Origin of the sequence: Rhizobium sp. TH2 (assembly GCF_024707525.1) — a bacterium.
GTDB lineage: Bacteria > Pseudomonadota > Alphaproteobacteria > Rhizobiales > Rhizobiaceae > Rhizobium_E.
Map to the genome: position 1 here is coordinate 987,410 of NZ_CP062231.1, position 16,145 is coordinate 1,003,554.

Below are 16,145 nucleotides of genomic sequence, written 5' to 3' on the forward strand. Positions count from 1 at the left end.
TGAAAAAGGATTAGGCTGCTTCGCGCCGGTTTCCGTCGGCATCCAGATGGAAGCGGCCCACCAGTTCCATCAGCACATCGGCCTCTTCGGCGAGGCGCCGCGTCGCCGCATTGGTTTCCTCAACCATGGCTGCGTTGCGCTGGGTCATCTGGTCCATGGCGTTGACCGATGCGTTGACCTCTTCCAGCGAGACCGACTGTTCGCGGGCCGAGGTCGCGATCAGATCGACATGGCCAGAGAGATCGACGATCTGGTTCGAGATCTCGATCAGCGCGCTGCCGGTCTCCTCGACGAAGCGGGCGCCTGTTGCCACTTCGTCGGTCGCATTGACGATCAGGCTGCCGATCTCCTTGGCCGCCTTGGCCGAGCGCTGTGCGAGTTCCCGCACTTCATGCGCGACGACCGCGAAGCCCTTGCCGGTCTCGCCGGCGCGGGCGGCCTCGACACCGGCATTCAGTGCGAGGAGGTTGGTCTGGAAGGCGATCGAGTCGATGACGCCGATGATCTGGCCGATCTTGTTGGAAGCGTCCTTGATCCGCATCATCGCCGAGATGGCGTTCTGCACGATCTCCGAGGAATTGTCGGCCTTCTGCTTGGCATAGAATACGATCTTCTGCGCCTCGCCGGTGCGCTCCGTCGAGGTCTTCACCGTCGCGGTGATTTCCTCGATCGACGCGGCTGCTTCCTCGAGTGCCGCCGCCTGCTGCTCGGTGCGCTTGGACAGGTCGTTGGCTGCTTCATGCATCTGGCGGCCGTTGTCCTGGATCATGCTCGACGAGCTGAGGATCTCGGCAAGCGTGTCGCGAAGCCCGACGACAGAGGTATTGAAGTCGTGCCGGAGCTTGTCGAGGTTGCCCGCAAACGGCGTGTCGATGGATGTATCGAGCCTGCCATGCGCCAGTTCCGAGAGCGCCATCGCCAGCGCTTCCACCGCGAATTCGACCTGCCGGTTGATCTCCTGCCGCTCGCGCTCGTTGCGCAGCCTTTCCGTCTCGGCGGCCTGGCGTTCGTCGTCCGCCTGCTCTTCCATCGAGACCTTGGCGAGCGCGTTTTCCTTGAACACGGTCAGCGCCCGGGCCATGTCGCCGATCTCGTCGGAGCGGCGGTCGCCTGAAATGCCGGTGTCGAGCATGCCGTCCGCCAGCCGCCGCATCGTGGCGGTGATCTGGCCGATCGGCCGCTTGAACGTGAAGACCATGCCGATGCCGGCCAGCAGCGCGATCAGGATGCCGAGAGCCGTCGCACCGATCGAGATCGTGTTGGCTTCCTTGCGCTCGTGGCTCGCATTTTCCTTTTGCAGGGCGGCAAAGTCGGAGAGCAATTGCCAGGTCCGGTCGATGCGCGCCGCCGCGTCGGCGAATTTCGCATTGCGGTCGGCGGAGTTCTTGACGATCTGGGTGCCGGCACTCATCAGGCTTGCGTTCATCGCCGCCGTCTTCTCCGGCAGGGCGGTGAAATAGGGATCTTCCTTTGCGCCCTTGGAGACGCGCTCTATCTCGATTTCATACATGTAAATCGACTGCTTGACGCCTTCGAGCGTCTCCGCCGACGGTGCATAGATCAGCTTGGATGCCAGGATACGGATCGTGGCGTGGTTCTGGTTGACGTAGCGCATGCGCCCGGCGATCGCCTCGGCCTTGGAGATTTCGGCGTCGGTTGCCTTGATCGTCTTGATCGCCTCGCGGGTCATCATCCCGGAGATTTCCTTGAACAGCGATGCGGAGGCCCGCAGCTTGAAGAACTGCGCGCCGGCGCTTTCGAGCGCCGATGCGCCGCCATCGTTCTTCATCATCGCGTCGAGCAGCGGCCGTCCTCCGGCCTCGAAGGCTGTACCGGCCGAAGCCTTGTCCTTCGGCAGCAGCACCTTGACGGTCTTCATCGTGGTCTCGAGTTCGACCGCGTATTTCTTCAGCGCTTCGAGCTTCTTTGCAAGTTCCGATTCTTTCTGGAAGTCGAACGACATCCTGTTGACCATGTCGGCCGCAAGATCGAGCGCGTAGGCTTTCTGCAGGCTGGACTTGTTCTTGTTGGCCTTGCGGCTGCCGGCATTGGCCAGCGCGGTGATCTTGCGCTGGGTCTCTTCCTGCATTTTCACCATCTCGTCGAGAATGGAATTGACCTCGGCGAGCGACTTCACTTCAGCTTCGTGAAGCTGCCACATGCTTTCGATGTTGGCCGAGATACCTTTCGCCTCGTCCACGGCCTGGCGGAGCTGGTCGACGCCCGCTTCCGTATCAAGGCTTGCGGCCGTCGCCTCAAGCGCGGCGAGCTGCTCGGCCGCCCGGTGCTTGGCGTCCTGGTAGGTCTCGTCGGACACGTTCGAGAGGAACCGATTCATGCTCGCATAGACGTCCTTGAAGCCGCGCAGCGAGGTCATCACCGTATTGGAAATCTCCATGCGGCCGACGAGAAGGCCAGAAGCATAGAGTCCGGTCAGCCCAACGGCGAGCATGGAGAGAACAAATGGGATGACGAAAAGAAAGACTTTGGTCTGAATCTTGAATCGCGAAAGAATTTTGTCGAAGAACATCGCTCTGACCCCGGGGATTGGCTAAGGCAACTGGACACTTCAGGAAAAGGCACGAGCACTGGCGGGTGCTTCTTATGGTCAACAAAATGTAAACGATCATACTTAACAATTCGCAAATATAGTTCAGTATGACCTGAAATACGGTTAATACCTTGCGGGCAGACTGGGGTCGGGTGTAACCAATCGGGCGTTTGATCTTTGAGGAGATGCAGCATGGACCGGTTCACCGGTGGTTGCCGATGCGGCAATGTCCGATTTGTGGCGTCGGGGCGCCCATACCGGATCGGGATTTGTCATTGCTTCGATTGCCGCAAGCATCATGGCGCCCTCTTTCACGCTTCCGCCATCTTCCCGCGGGAGGCGGTGGCGATCGAGGGCGAAACAGGCGACTACCTTGGGCGATTTTTCTGCCCCCGCTGCGGCTCGCCCGTTTTCGCACGCGACGATGACGAGATCGAAGTGAATCTGGGGTCGCTCGATGCCCCTGACCAACTGACGCCGACCTATGAGCTTTGGACCACCCGCCGCGAATCCTGGTTGCCGCCGTTCCCGCACATGAGAAAATACGACCGCAATCGTGACGCCAAGGGTCGCTCCGAGGAATAGGGCGCGCTGACCGCCCACAGGCGCGTCACGCCGGAAGGCCGGCCTTGAGGAAGCCCTCGATGGCATGATCCCGTATGGCGTCGTCACCGAAGGGCTCCGTATCGACCCAATACTGGGTCGAAAAATGCGGGTTTGCGATGAGGAAAAGCTCGACCTCCGTGCGCGCTTCGTCGAGCCGGCCGAGCTGCGCAAGACTTGCCGCCAGGAAGCGGCGCGAGCTCGTGCGATAGGTCTCTTCTCGCTTCAGCGTCGCGACGGCGGCTTCGTAGTCGCGGGCGGCGTATTGGGTTGCCCCCAGCACCAGATAATACCAGCTGGGCGGAAACGGGTTCAGCCGAAACGCCTTGCGGATATGTTCGAGGCCTTCCTCGACGCGCCCGCCCAGACACGCGATGTCGGAGAGGGTTGCCCAGGTGTCGGCCTCGTTGGGGTCGAGTTCGATGGCTGTGGCGAATTCCGCATCCGCCTCGGCGAACTTGCGTTCATATGCGAGCAGGTTCGCCAGGACCCAGTGGCAGCCGGCGTCGTTGGGGTCGATCTCGACGGCTTTGCGTGCCAGCTCCAATGCAAGGCTGCGGTTGGGTTCCATCGGCTGACCCCAATGCACCCATCCCATCCAGTGGTTCATGGCAAGCCAGCGATAGGCCTCCGCGTAACCGGGATCGAGCGAAATCGCGCGCGTGAGCATCAGATGCGCCTCACGTCCGGTTTGCGGCGAATCGTCCATCAACCTGCGTGCCCGCACGCAGAGATCATAGGCCTCCAGGCTCCTGGGGCGATTGCGCGGCGGGGTCACGCGCAGCCGGCCGAGCAGCGCTTCCACGATCTTGGCGGTGACCTCGTCCTGAACGGCAAAGATATCCTCCAGGCCGCGATCGAAGCGTTCCGCCCAGAGATGCTCGCCGTTCATCGCATCGACCAGCTGGGCGTTGATGCGCACACGCCCGGCGGCGCGCCTGGCACTTCCCTCCAGCAGGTAGCGCACGCCGAGGACTTCGGCGATCTCGCGCACGTCCATCGACTTTCCCTTGTAGGCAAAGGCCGAATTGCGCGCGATGACGAACAGGTCGGATGTCCTGGAAAGGTCGGTGATCAGGTCCTCGGTCATCCCGTCCGCGAAGGATTCCTGCTCGGGATCGTTGGAGAGATTGACGAAGGGCAGTACCGCTATCGATGGCTTGCTGGGCAAGGCCAAAGGCTCACGCTTCGCACCGCCAGGCTGTTCGATGGTCCCGGTGAAGCGGTAACCGACGCGCGGAATCGTGGCGATCCATTCACCGCCATCGGGAGCCGGGCCAAGCAGCTTGCGGAGTTGCGCGATCTGGACGGTCAGATTGCCTTCCTCGACATTCAAACCCGGCCATGCCGCATCCATCAGTTCGGCCTTGCCGACGATTTGCCCGGGCCGTCCGACGAGCGCGGCGAGCAGCTTTACACCGCGGGAGCCAGCGGCAACCGGAACATCGTTCCGAAGAAGCGTTTCAGCTCCCGGATCAAGGACGAACGGACCAAAGGCAATGCGCGTGTCCTGCATAGGACGCAGCTATAGCGGCTTTGGAACTTTTTGCGAACTATTTGGGAGGGCTTAAGTACGACTCTGATCGCATCCGGCAGAATGTAGTCTCATTCAAGTCGAGGGCCACCGGCTCTCAAATCGTATGGAGGCTGCCATGAATGATAGTCCCACCCTGAGGCTGGCGGAAATGTCGCGTCGGCATTACAGTCTGGCGACCCTGCGAGGCACGATTGCGGCCTGGCGTGAGCGGGCATTTTTTCGCTGGGAACTCGAGCAAATGTTAAGGGACAATCCTCATTTGATCGATGATACAGGTCTTACAAAACGGCAGGCCGAGGCGGAGATCGCCAAGCCCTTCTGGCAGACATACGGCGAACACGCCAATGATATCGGATCGTCAGTATCGGCTCGCCTCAGTGGTTCACCGGCACTTGCAATTGCCGGAATTTTTACAGCACTGATTCAGGGGCCGCATGACTGCCGATAGCACGACATCGCCGCGAGATGATCGGACGCCATGGGCCGCGATGGCGGGCATCATCGCGACCGTCACGGTGTTCGCCCTCGCGCAGGGCCTGACCTATCCGCTGCTCAGCTTCATCCTGGAGCGGCAAGGGACGACGTCTGGCCTGATCGGCCTGTCTGCTGCGATGACGCCGCTGGGCTTCATCGTATCGGCGCCCTTCATTCCGGCGCTGTCTCGCCGCCTGGGCGGCGGACGGCTGGCGATCCTGTGCTCGATCCTGGCCGCGCCGATCCTGATCGCGATTGCCTGGACTGAGGACGTCTGGGCCTGGATGCCGCTGCGCTTCCTGCTCGGCTTCGTTGCCAATCCGCTCTATGTGATCAGCGAAACCTGGCTGATCACGATCACGCCCGCGCCGCGCCGGGGCCGCATTATGGGCCTCTATTCATCGATCGTTTCGGGCGGTTTTGCCATCGGCCCGCTGTCGCTGGGCCTGGTCGGGACGCAGGGTTGGCCGCCGTTCATGGTCGGCATCGTGGCCTTCCTTCTCTGTGGCCTGATCGTGCTCGCGGTCGTGCCGCGCCTGCCTGATATGCCTGACGAAGGTGAGGCGACATCGGTCGGCGGCTTCTTCGCACTGGCGCCGCTGCTGTTATTCGCGGTTTTCGCCGCCGCTGCCTTCGAGCAGAGCCTGCTTTCCCTGTTCGCGGTCTATGGCGCGGCACTCGGCAGCGGCGAGGGGCGCATCGCCTCGCTCATCACCTGTTTCATCGCCGGCAATGCCGTTTTCCAGATCATGCTCGGGCGCGTCGCCGAACAATCTGGCTCGATGCGGACCATGCTGTTCTGCGCCCTGGTTTCGCTGGCCGGTTGCCTGCTGATGCCGGCGAGCTTCCATTCATGGCTCATCTGGCCGATCATTTTCGTCTGGGGCGGAGCCTCGTTCGGGATCTACACGATGGCACTGATCCAACTCGGCGAGCGTTTCACCGGCCAGGCCCTGATCGCCGGCAATGCGGCCTTCGCGCTGGCATGGGGCATAGGCGGCATCGTGGGCTCGCCCGCCACCGGCCTCACGATGCAACTTATCGGACACCAGGGACTGCCAGTGTCCCTTGGCGTGCTGTGCTGTGTGCTGGCGGTGTTCTTGATGGCACCGCACCGGAGACGGGGTCCCCAGCGCTGAAGGACTTTTGGATGTGATGTCAGATATCAGGCGGCGCGGACAAATCCGGTCTGTGCCTCGCCATCGCCCAGTCGGAACCGGCCGACCAGTTCCATCAGCATGTCGGCTTCCTCGGCGAGCTGGCGGGTGGCAGCACTCGTCTCTTCCACCATGGCGGCGTTGCGCTGGGTCATCTGGTCCATCGAATCGACTGAGGCGTTGACCTCCTGCAACGACACGGACTGTTCGCGCGCCGATCTTGCGATCAGGTCGACCTGGCTGGAAATCTCGACGATCTGGTGTGAAATCTCGATCAGCGCGTCGCCGTCTCCCCGACATAGCGCGCGCCGGTGGCGACTTCGTTGGGGTGACGGCCAGCGCGCATACAGGCCAGAGCGTCTCATCTTGCTCTTGACGAGCCACTAAAAACATCGCCAAAGACGGGCCGCTTGCATCGAAATGTGGCAGCGTGGCAACAAAAAAACGGGCCCCGAAAGGCCCGCTGATCTTGTGAAGGAATGCTTCGCTCAGGCGACCCGGCGATGGCGTTCCTGCGCATGGCCGGCCACCGGCGACAGCTTGAACTGATCAACCAGGGCCATCAGCGTATCGGCTTCCTGGGCGAGCTGGCGTGTCGCGGCATTGGTCTCTTCCACCATGGCCGCGTTCTTCTGCGTCATGTGGTCCATCGAGTTGACGGCGGAATTGACCTCGCCGAGGCCGTTCGACTGGTCGCGGCTCGCCATGGCGATCAGATCGACTTGCTCCGATACCGTCAGGATCTTCTTCGAGATCTCCGAGAGAACCTGTCCCGTCTCCTGCACGAGGCGGGAGCCGGAATTGACTTCGGTGGTCGACTTGTCGATCAGGTCCTTGATCTCCTTGGCAGCACTCGCCGAGCGTTGTGCAAGCTCGCGAACTTCCTGCGCCACGACGGCGAAGCCCCGACCTGCCTCACCCGCACGTGCCGCTTCGATACCGGCGTTGAGCGCGAGAAGGTTGGTCTGGAAGGCGATTTCGTCGATCACGTCGATGATCTGGACAATCTTCGAGGACGCGTCTTCGATGCGCGCCATCGCCTGGATGGCATTGCCGACGACCTTGGAGGATGCATCGGCGGATTGCTTCGTGCTCGCCACGATCTGATTGGTTTCCTCGGCGCGTTCGGCCGAGGACTTGACGGTGACGGTGATCTCCTCGACGGCGGCAGCGGTCTGTTCGAGCGAGGCGGCCTGCTGCTCGGTGCGCTTGGACAGTTCGTCCGCGGAACCCGACAGCTCGTTCGAGTTGTGTTGGATCATCTGCGCATTGTTGCGGATCTGGCTCAGCGTATCCTGCAGCCGCACCAGCGAGCCGTTGAAGTCGTTGCGCAACGTCTCGAGCTTGCCGAAGAACGGCGTCTCGATCGTCTGCGAGATATCACCCTGAGACAGGCGGCCGAGGCCGGCGGCCAGTGCATTGACGGCGAAATCGATCTGCCGATCGACATCGAGCTTCTCGGCATCGTTGCGGCGGCGTTCGTCTTCGGCGGCCATGCGTTCGGCTTCGCTCTGCTGCTCGATCTCGATCTTGGCGACGGCGTTCTGCTTGAAGACGCCGAGCGCGCGGGCCATTTCACCGATTTCATCGACACGGGCCTCGCCGTTGATCGTGGTGTCCAGCGCCCCTTCGGCCAGGCGGCGCATCGAGGAGGTAATCTGTCCGATCGGGCCCTTGAAGGTCATGACCAGGCCGATGCCGGCGAAGATGGCGATGACAATGCCGAGAACGGTCGCGCCGATGGAAATTCCGTTGGCGCTCTGGCGTTCCTGGCCGGCGCTCTGCTTCTGCAGTTCGGCAAAGGAGGTGAGCTGTTTCCAGATGACGTCGATCTCAGCGGCGGTGGCAGCGAATTTCTGATGGCGTTCCTCGCTGGCCTTCACCAGTGCCGTGGCATCCTTGTCCATGGCGTCGACCGCCGGCAGGAACGATGATTTGAGCGGCGCGAAGAACGCCTGGTCCTTGGCGCTGCCTTCCAGCATCACCATGTCTTTGCGGACGATCTCGAACTCGCCGAACAGGCGCTTGCGGTTGATTTCCGTCGGATCGACCAGGAAGCGGGCAAGCTCGATCTGGATAGAGTATCCCGAGGTTACCACCTTGCGGCTGTCGAGCAGCACGCCTTCGGCCTTGACCAGCGGAGTGTCGAGTTCTGAGAATTTCTGTGTCGCGTTCTTCATCTTCAGCGCCGCGGCGACGCCGAGATAGACGGATGTCTGGCGGAAGCTCGAAAGCTTGCTCGACATCTTCGCGATGCCATCCAGCGACTTGTCATTGGCGGCGACAAGCGTGTCGAGTTCCTTGATCGCGGCGGCGAGCGACTTGGCGACCGCCTTGTTGCCCTCCGGCAGGGCCGGCGTCAGGATCCTGAGGCGCTTCTTGAGTTCCCCGAGGTTGGATTTGACGACGTCGAACTTCTCGTCAGGCGTCTTGGCCTTCATGAACAGGTTGGAGGTGTCGGTCAGGAACTTCGCCGAGGTGTTGATGCGGTCGGCCTCACGCAGCAGCGATTTTGCCGCGTTCTCGTCGTTGCGCATGCCCTTCTGGATCTGCGTCGTGGCTTCCAGCACCTTCATCTGCGACGTCGTGATGACGTTGAGATTGGTGCGGATGCTCTTGTCGAGAGCCGCTTCGCTCTCATGCAGTGTCCAGAGTTCGCCGACGCGGGCGATAATGCCATCGACGGATTTCGAGGCGCTCTCGAGGTCGGCGCGCCCTTCGGCACTGGCATCGAGTTGTGCGAGCGTTGCCGAGAGCGTCTCGCCCTGGCTCTTCAGCCTGTTTGCCAGATCGTCGCGCTTTTCAGCCGTGGCGTTTTCCAGGAAGCTGTTCATCGCGCCGGACACGTCCCGGAAACCGGAAAGCGATTGCAATACGCTGTTGGAGATCTCCATCCGCCCCTGTAGCAGGCCCGAGGCATAAAGCCCGGTCACGCCGACCGCGGTGATCGACACCACGAAAGGCAGGATGAAGATGAGAACTTTCGTCTGGATCCTGAAGCGGGATAGAATCCTGTCGATATTCATGGGAGCAAGTCTCCTCCGGAACGCGCAAAATGAGCTGGGGATCGACGGCAATGCAATCATTGCACTCTTCCCGGCATTCGCGAGTCAGAGACCGTCTGGTTCACGGATTATTGATTGCTCGTATTAATTTTGCATTACGGCGCTAAGCGTCCGCAAACCGTAAGCACGCTTTTATGCGAATTGCTTCGCCGTCGCGTTCAGGCGAGGGCTTTGAAAGCATAGAGAACAGCCGCGAGCATGGAAACGGATATGGCAATCCGTACCGCTGACCGGATATCCAGGCGGGCCGGCTTTGCAATGGCGCGAGCGCGGCGGAGACGACGGGTGGAGTGATCCTGATGCATGGATGGTCCCTCGAAGGTCAGTGCGTCCACGATGGAGCCAATCCCTTAAGAAAGGCTGAAATCGTGCGGCAAGGTCTTGCCTGAGGCTCCAACTGTGCCGAATTTCGTTTCGCCCCCCTCGCCATTTGGCCGGGAAGAGCTATGATCGCCGCCGGGAGCAACAACAATCAGGTTAATCATGGCAGCCAAGAAAGTCCGCAACAAGATCATTCAGAAGACGACTGCGACTCCTCCAAAGCCATCCCCCGTTCTGCTCAATACCCGTGGTGTTTCCGACTGGAAGGAGGCGGCCGAATGGCTGCGCGCCCGCGGCATCGAGGATATCGAATGCATCACGCCCGACCTAGCCGGTGTTCCGCGCGGAAAAATGATGCCGTCCTCGAAATTCACCTCCAATACCTCGCTCGCACTGCCATCGGCGATCTACCGGCACACGATCTCAGGCGGTTATCCAGACGAGACCGAAGAATTCCGCTACGACTCGCGAGACAGTGACATAAAGCTCGTACCCGATCTTTCGACCCTTTCCGTCGTGCCCTGGGAAACCGATCCGACTGCGCAGGTGATCTGTGACATCGTCGATACCGACGGCAAGGCCGTGCGCTACACTCCGCGCAACCTGCTCAAGCACGTCATGTCGCTCTACAAGGATCGCGGCTGGAAGCCGGTCGTGGCGCCCGAGATCGAGTTCTACCTCGTCGCCAAAAACGAAGATCCGGACTATCCGCTGAAGCCGCCGACGGGTCGTTCGGGCCGCTCGATCCAGGGCGGGCAGGGCTATTCTATGGCCGGCATCAACGAGTTCGACGAGCTGATCGACGACATCTACCATTTCTCGGCCGCTCAAGGGCTGGAGATCGATACCCTGATCCATGAAGAGGGGCCGGCGCAGCTCGAAATCAACCTGCGCCATGGCGACCCGGTCGAGCTTGCCGACCAGGTGTTCATGTTCAAGCGCACCATCCGGGAAGCCGCGATGGGCCACGGCATCTATGCCACCTTCATGGCCAAACCGATGGAAGGCCAGGCGGGCTCGGCCATGCACATCCACCAGTCCGTGGTCGATATCAAGACGGGCAAGAATGTCTTCTCTAACCCGGACGGTACGGCATCGAAGGAATTCTATGGCTTCATCGGCGGCATGCAGACTTTCGTGCCGAAGACACTGGTGATGATGGCGCCCTATGTGAATTCCTATCGCCGCCTGACGCCGAGCATGTCGGCCCCCGTCAACAATGCCTGGGGTTACGACAACCGCACGACGGCGTTCCGCATACCAGTCTCAGATGCCGCCGCCCGCCGCGTCGAAAACCGCCTGCCGAGCTCGGACGCCAATCCGTACCTCGCGCTCGCAGCGTCGCTTGCCTGTGGCTGGCTCGGCATCATGAAGGGCCTCCATCCGACGCCGCCATCCGACGGCACGGCCAATGAAGGCTCGATCGAACTGCCGCGCGGCCTGCTCGAAGGTGTATCGCTGCTGGAGAACGAGCCTGCGCTGCGCGAGGTCTTCGGCGACGAGTTCATCGGCATGTATGCCGGCGTCAAGCGCGGCGAATTCGAGACCTTCATGCAGGTGATCAGCCCCTGGGAGCGGGAATACCTGCTGCTCAACGTCTGAGTGATTGCACAAGTCCAATATGCAGACGGCCCGGAGCAATCCGGGCCGTTTCGTTACCGGCTTGTATTCCGCCGATGCCAGGCGAATATCCGCGTCCAGGGCGATTCCGGCTCGGGTCGCGCGGGCGGGCGGTCTACCGGGCGGTAGCGTCCGGAAAAATGATCGACGAGCAGCAATGCTGCGAGCATATCTTGCATAAAAGCCTCCTTCCGGCCCGGTGGCCGGTTATCAATGCGGATGTCGGATACGTCGATGAAACTGCGCCGGCAATTTGCCGGCATGCGCAATTCTATAAGCAACCGCTGCCGGGATTTGTCAGTGGTCTGCTCCATCGGACCGTCCTCAATCTATCCGACAAAAATCTCTTTATATACGGGTGAGAATGCATCATATAATTCACCCATGAAAAATATCGGCTGGGACGCCTATCAGGTCTTCATCACGGTTGCGCGGCATGGCGGACTGACGGGCGCGGCACAGGTGTCTGGCCTCAGCCCGGCCACCGTTGGCCGGCGGGTTCTCGAACTCGAACAATCGATTGGCCGCACGCTGTTTTTACGCAGCCAGACCGGCTATGTGCTGACCACCGACGGCCAGATCCTGTTCGACCAGTTGAAAGACATGGAATCGGCCGTTCGTCGCGTCGAGAGTTGGCGCATGGAATCGTCGGGCGCCGTTACACTCCGGCTTGCGGCGGGGACGTGGAACGCGCGCCTGATCGCCGAGAATTTCCGCGACCTCTGCAATGAGCGGGATAATTTCCGCGTCGAGATGACAGTGACGGAAGCCCGCGCGCCGCTCGCCCACCGCGAACACGATGTCGGCCTGCGCGCCCATCCGCCGGAGGAAATGAACCTCGCCTCGCGGCTGATCGGCGAGGTTGCCTATGCTGCCTACCGTGCCAAGAGCGCGCCGCAATATCTGCCCGAACGCTGGATCGCCATCACCGAAGCCGATGCGATTTCGAGCTACCTGCGCTGGCCACATGAGAACCGCGCAAGCCAGATCGTCGTGACGGTGACCCGGCCGCGCTCGATCCTCGACCTGGTCAAGGCCGGGACCGGCAACGCCATCCTGCCCTGCTTCATCGGTGACATGGAACCCGGCATCGAGCGCGCCAGCGACGAAATTCCCGAACTCCGCCACAAGCAATGGGTCGTGACCAACAACGACGACCGCGCCCGCCGCGAAATCCGTACCCTTGCAGACCGCCTGACAAAGCTTTTAAAGGCGCATCAGGAACTATATGCCGGCAAGCGGCCGGTAAAAAATACCTGACCAGGACTCATTGAATGGCCATCATCTGTTTCGATATCGGCGGCAGCTTCATCAAGGGTGCGGTGGCGCGCGCGGCCGACGATATTTCGCCGTTGCCGCCACGGCCGACGCCGCTTGAGGATTTCGAAGCCTTCGTCGCAACCCTGATCGGCGTCATCGCCGCGACCGGTATCCGGCCCCAGCGCATCGCACTCTCCATCACCGGCGTCATCGATCCCGAAACGGGGGTGGCAACCGTCGCGAATATTCCCTGCATTCACGGCCGGACGCTTGCCGCCGATCTCGAAGCCGTCCTCGGCGTCGATGTGCTGATCGCCAACGACGCCGATTGTTTCGCGCTGGCCGAAGCGGGGCTGGGTGCGGGCAGGGGGCATGCGATCGTGCTCGGCGCCATCCTCGGCAGCGGCGTCGGCGGCGGGCTGGTCGTCGATGGCCGGCTGGTCAACGAAAACGGTGGCTTCGCCGGCGAATGGGGCCACGGCCCGGCATTGCCCTTCTTCGCCGGCGATCCGCCGGTGGCGATCCCGGCCTACGAATGCGCCTGCGGCCAGCGGCGCTGCGTCAACACAGTGGGCGGCGCGCGCGGCATGGAACGCCTGCACCTTGAAATTCATCGCACGGAACTGTCGAGCAAGGAGATCGTCACGCGCTGGCTGGCAGGGGACGTCGATGCGGCGCGCACGATCGAGATCTATGTCGATCTCATCGCTTCGCCCTTAGCGCTCGCCGTCAACATCACCGGCGCCTCGATCGTCCCGGTCGGTGGGGGGCTGTCGAATTCGGCACCGCTGATATCAAGGATCGACGAGACGGTGCGGCAAAGGACACTGCGGCGCTTTTCCCGGCCGCTCGTCGTGCCGAGTGGGCTCACTGTGGAGCCCGGCCTGACGGGAGCTGCCTTGCTCGGCTTGGGGACGCAGGCATGAACCGGATACGTCGAGGTCGGACACCCCCCTCTGTCCTGCCGGACATCTCCCCCTCAAGGGGGGAGATCCGCAAGAGGCATACGGCCCGACCTTTCCTAACATCGAAACTGGCGAAAGCGTTAGTTGATCGGGCGAGGCGGTACCCCCATTCAATCTCCCTCCTTGAGGGGGAGATGTCCGGCAGGACAGAGGGGGGTGTGCCCAAATGACCCGGTCAATTGGAAAGCACATCCTCCTCGAAATCTGCGTCGATGACCTCGCTGGATTGGAGGCGGCCGTCGAAGGCGGTGCCGACCGCATTGAACTCTGCAGCGCCCTCGCGCTCGGCGGGCTGACGCCCTCGGCGGGGCTGATGGAGGTCGCCGCGACGTTCGACATTCCATGCAACGCCATGATCCGCCCGCGCGCCGGCGATTTCGTTTATAGCGATGAGGAGGTCGATATCATGCTGGCGGATATCGAGGCGGCGCGCCGTGCCGGCCTCGCCGGCGTGGTGCTCGGCGCCAGCCTGGCCGATGGCCGGCTCGACCGCATGGTTCTCGATGTGCTGGTGAAAGCCGCGAACGGCCTCGACCTCACGCTGCATCGCGCTTTCGATCTGGTGCCGAAAATTCCCGAGGCGGTGGAGATTGCGGTGAAGCTCGGCTTCTCCCGGATCCTGACATCGGGAGGCGCGAAGACTGCCATCGAGGGCATCGGTGGCCTCAAGCAAGCGATGGACGCCGCCAGCGGCCGCATTTCAATCATGCCCGGTTCGGGCATCTCGGCGGACAACGCCGCGCAATTCCTCGATCTCGGCGTATCGGAAATCCACGCCTCGTGCTCGTCGCTGGTTCCGGCCGTCGAAGGCCGGATGGTTGAATTCGGCTTTGCTCCTGATACCGCCAGGCACACCGATGTGGCCAAGGTTCGCGCGCTGAAGCAGGCGATGTCCCTTAAATAGAAAGGCCCGGACCGTTCTCGACGGCCCGGGCAGGCACCATTTTACGGGTGCAGGGAAATCATTGTGCCTGGGTCACGATGACGGGGATCATCAGGTCGCCCCAATTGCCCTCGTTGTGATGCCGCGCCGAGCGGATCAGCTCGACCGAGACGCCGGCATCGACCGCCTTCATCACGGCGTGGTTGAGGCGGTGCAGGTCGTTGGCGACCATGCGGATCGCCGCCTGCTGCTCGGCACTCATCGCGGTGGCTTGCTCTTCGGCGCGTTCCTTGACTCGGGTCTGGACACTCATGGCATTTCTCCTCTTGTGATCTGGGGTTCTTGATAGTCTTGGTCCGGGATATTCGCTCACTCCGCCGCGGGGCGGAACTGGGCGTGTTCGGTGGATTCCTTCATCGCTGTCGTCGAGGACTTGCCGCCCGAGATCGCCACCGACACCGCGTCGAAGTAGCCGGTGCCGACTTCGCGCTGATGCTTGGTCGCGGTATAGCCGTTGATCTCGGCGGCGAATTCCGCCTCCTGCAGCTCCGAATAGGCGGCCATCTGGCGATCCTTGTAGCCACGCGCCAGTTCGAACATGCCGAAGTTCAGCTGGTGGAAGCCGGCCAGCGTGATGAACTGGAACTTGTAGCCCATCTTGCCGAGTTCGCGCTGATACATGGCGATCGTCGCGTCATCGAGGTTCTTCTTCCAGTTGAACGACGGCGAGCAATTGTAGGCGAGCTTCTTGCCCGGATGCACCTTGTGCACGGCTTCGGCGAATTTCTTCGCCTGGCCAAGATCCGGCTTGGAGGTCTCCATCCAGATCATGTCGCAATAGGGCGCATAGGCGATGGCGCGGGCGATGCAGGGCTCGATGCCGTTCTTGACCTGATAAAAGCCTTCGACCGTGCGGCCCGCATCGTAATCGACGAAAGGCTGGTCGCGCTCGTCGATATCGGACGTCAGCAGCTTGGCGGCCTCGGCGTCCGTGCGGGCGATGACCAGCGTCGCCGTACCCATGACGTCGGCGGCAAGCCGCGCGGCGGTCAGGTTGCGGATGTGGGCCGCCGTCGGGATCAGCACCTTGCCACCGAGATGACCGCACTTCTTCTCCGATGCGAGCTGGTCCTCATAGTGTACGCCCGCCGCGCCCGCCTCGATGAAGGCCTTCATGATCTCGAAGGAATTGAGCGGTCCGCCGAAGCCGGCTTCCGCATCGGCGACGATCGGCGCGAACCAGGTATCGACCGAAAGGCCATTGCCTTCCTGCGTCTCGATCTGATCGGCGCGCTGCAACGTCTTGTTGATGCGCTTGGCAAGCTCCGGCGCGGCGTTGGCGGGATAGAGCGACTGGTCCGGATACATGGACGACGCGGTGTTGGCGTCTGCGGCGACCTGCCAGCCGGAGAGGTAGATCGCCTTCAGCCCAGCGCGTACCATCTGCATCGCCTGGTTGCCCGAGAGTGCGCCCAGTGCATTGACGAAGTCTTCTTCATGGATGAGCTTCCACAGCCGGTTGGCACCCATTTCGGCCAGCGAATGCTGGATCATGACCGAGCCGCGCAGGCGCTTTACATCCTCGGCATTGTAGGGGCGCTCGAGGCCGTCGAAGCGGCCTTGCGGTGCGGATGGAACCAGATTGTAAAACTCAGTCATAATAGTCTCCCGTCGCTTTTCCAGTGGTGCGGATGCCGACTTGGGGATCG

13 protein-coding genes and 1 pseudogene are annotated in these 16,145 nt (G+C 61.8%); 7 read left to right on the forward strand and 7 right to left on the reverse strand.

The window, feature by feature from the left end; translation table 11 throughout:
• Window positions 1–10: 10 nt before the first annotated feature.
• The gene (locus IHQ71_RS05045; RefSeq protein WP_258160866.1) at window positions 11–2,530 is read right to left on the reverse strand and encodes a HAMP domain-containing methyl-accepting chemotaxis protein; all 2,520 of its coding nucleotides are present in this window, start codon (window positions 2,528–2,530) and stop codon (window positions 11–13) included.
• Window positions 2,531–2,743: 213 nt separating this feature from the next.
• Between IHQ71_RS05045 and IHQ71_RS05050 the strand changes: the two genes are divergently transcribed.
• Window positions 2,744–3,136, forward strand: a complete 393-nt coding sequence (locus IHQ71_RS05050) for a GFA family protein (protein WP_258160867.1) — start codon at window positions 2,744–2,746, stop codon at window positions 3,134–3,136.
• A gap of 25 nt (window positions 3,137–3,161) precedes the next feature.
• On the opposite strand, the gene IHQ71_RS05055 is transcribed toward IHQ71_RS05050, so the two are convergent.
• Window positions 3,162–4,670, reverse strand: coding sequence for a winged helix-turn-helix domain-containing protein (locus IHQ71_RS05055; protein ID WP_258160868.1), 1,509 nt, complete (start codon window positions 4,668–4,670; stop codon window positions 3,162–3,164).
• A 136-nt stretch (window positions 4,671–4,806) separates the two neighbouring features.
• On the opposite strand from IHQ71_RS05055, the pseudogene IHQ71_RS05060 reads away from it, so the two are divergent.
• Both IHQ71_RS05060 and IHQ71_RS05065 read left to right on the forward strand, forming a co-directional pair.
• A pseudogene (locus tag IHQ71_RS05060) lies at window positions 4,807–5,016 on the forward strand (DUF1127 domain-containing protein); the annotation flags it as partial.
• Window positions 5,017–5,125: 109 nt separating this feature from the next.
• A complete protein-coding gene (locus IHQ71_RS05065) occupies window positions 5,126–6,304 on the forward strand; it encodes an MFS transporter (RefSeq protein WP_258160869.1) in 1,179 nt (392 codons plus the stop codon).
• A gap of 26 nt (window positions 6,305–6,330) precedes the next feature.
• On the opposite strand, the gene IHQ71_RS05070 is transcribed toward IHQ71_RS05065, so the two are convergent.
• Both IHQ71_RS05070 and IHQ71_RS05075 read right to left on the reverse strand, forming a co-directional pair.
• Window positions 6,331–6,687, reverse strand: a complete 357-nt coding sequence (locus IHQ71_RS05070; RefSeq protein WP_258160870.1) for a hypothetical protein — start codon at window positions 6,685–6,687, stop codon at window positions 6,331–6,333.
• A 123-nt stretch (window positions 6,688–6,810) separates the two neighbouring features.
• Window positions 6,811–9,348 (reverse strand): methyl-accepting chemotaxis protein, encoded by a 2,538-nt coding sequence (locus IHQ71_RS05075; RefSeq protein ID WP_258160871.1) that lies wholly within the window; start codon window positions 9,346–9,348, stop codon window positions 6,811–6,813.
• Between the two features lie 522 nt (window positions 9,349–9,870).
• Here IHQ71_RS05075 and IHQ71_RS05080 point away from each other — a divergent pair.
• On the forward strand, window positions 9,871–11,310 hold the full coding sequence (locus IHQ71_RS05080) for a glutamine synthetase family protein (RefSeq protein ID WP_258160872.1): 1,440 nt from the start codon (window positions 9,871–9,873) through the stop codon (window positions 11,308–11,310).
• A 53-nt stretch (window positions 11,311–11,363) separates the two neighbouring features.
• Here the strand turns inward: IHQ71_RS05080 and IHQ71_RS05085 are convergent, their stop codons facing one another.
• Complete coding sequence (locus IHQ71_RS05085) at window positions 11,364–11,642, reverse strand: hypothetical protein (protein WP_258160873.1); 279 nt, start codon at window positions 11,640–11,642, stop codon at window positions 11,364–11,366.
• Window positions 11,643–11,712: 70 nt separating this feature from the next.
• Here IHQ71_RS05085 and IHQ71_RS05090 point away from each other — a divergent pair, with 70 nt between their 5' ends.
• The 3 genes from IHQ71_RS05090 to IHQ71_RS05100 all read left to right on the forward strand — a co-directional run bounded on the left by IHQ71_RS05090 (window position 11,713) and on the right by IHQ71_RS05100 (window position 14,457).
• Window positions 11,713–12,588 (forward strand): LysR family transcriptional regulator, encoded by an 876-nt coding sequence (locus IHQ71_RS05090; RefSeq protein ID WP_258160874.1) that lies wholly within the window; start codon window positions 11,713–11,715, stop codon window positions 12,586–12,588.
• A 14-nt stretch (window positions 12,589–12,602) separates the two neighbouring features.
• Entirely contained in the window at window positions 12,603–13,514 is a 912-nt protein-coding gene (locus tag IHQ71_RS05095; protein WP_258160875.1) for an ROK family protein, read from the forward strand.
• A gap of 205 nt (window positions 13,515–13,719) precedes the next feature.
• The gene (locus tag IHQ71_RS05100) at window positions 13,720–14,457 is read left to right on the forward strand and encodes a copper homeostasis protein CutC (RefSeq protein WP_258160876.1); all 738 of its coding nucleotides are present in this window, start codon (window positions 13,720–13,722) and stop codon (window positions 14,455–14,457) included.
• A 58-nt stretch (window positions 14,458–14,515) separates the two neighbouring features.
• On the opposite strand, the gene IHQ71_RS05105 is transcribed toward IHQ71_RS05100, so the two are convergent.
• Complete coding sequence (locus tag IHQ71_RS05105; protein ID WP_258160877.1) at window positions 14,516–14,749, reverse strand: hypothetical protein; 234 nt, start codon at window positions 14,747–14,749, stop codon at window positions 14,516–14,518.
• A 56-nt stretch (window positions 14,750–14,805) separates the two neighbouring features.
• Entirely contained in the window at window positions 14,806–16,095 is a 1,290-nt protein-coding gene (gene aceA, locus IHQ71_RS05110) for an isocitrate lyase (protein ID WP_258160878.1), read from the reverse strand.
• Between the last annotated feature and the right edge of the window lie 50 nt (window positions 16,096–16,145).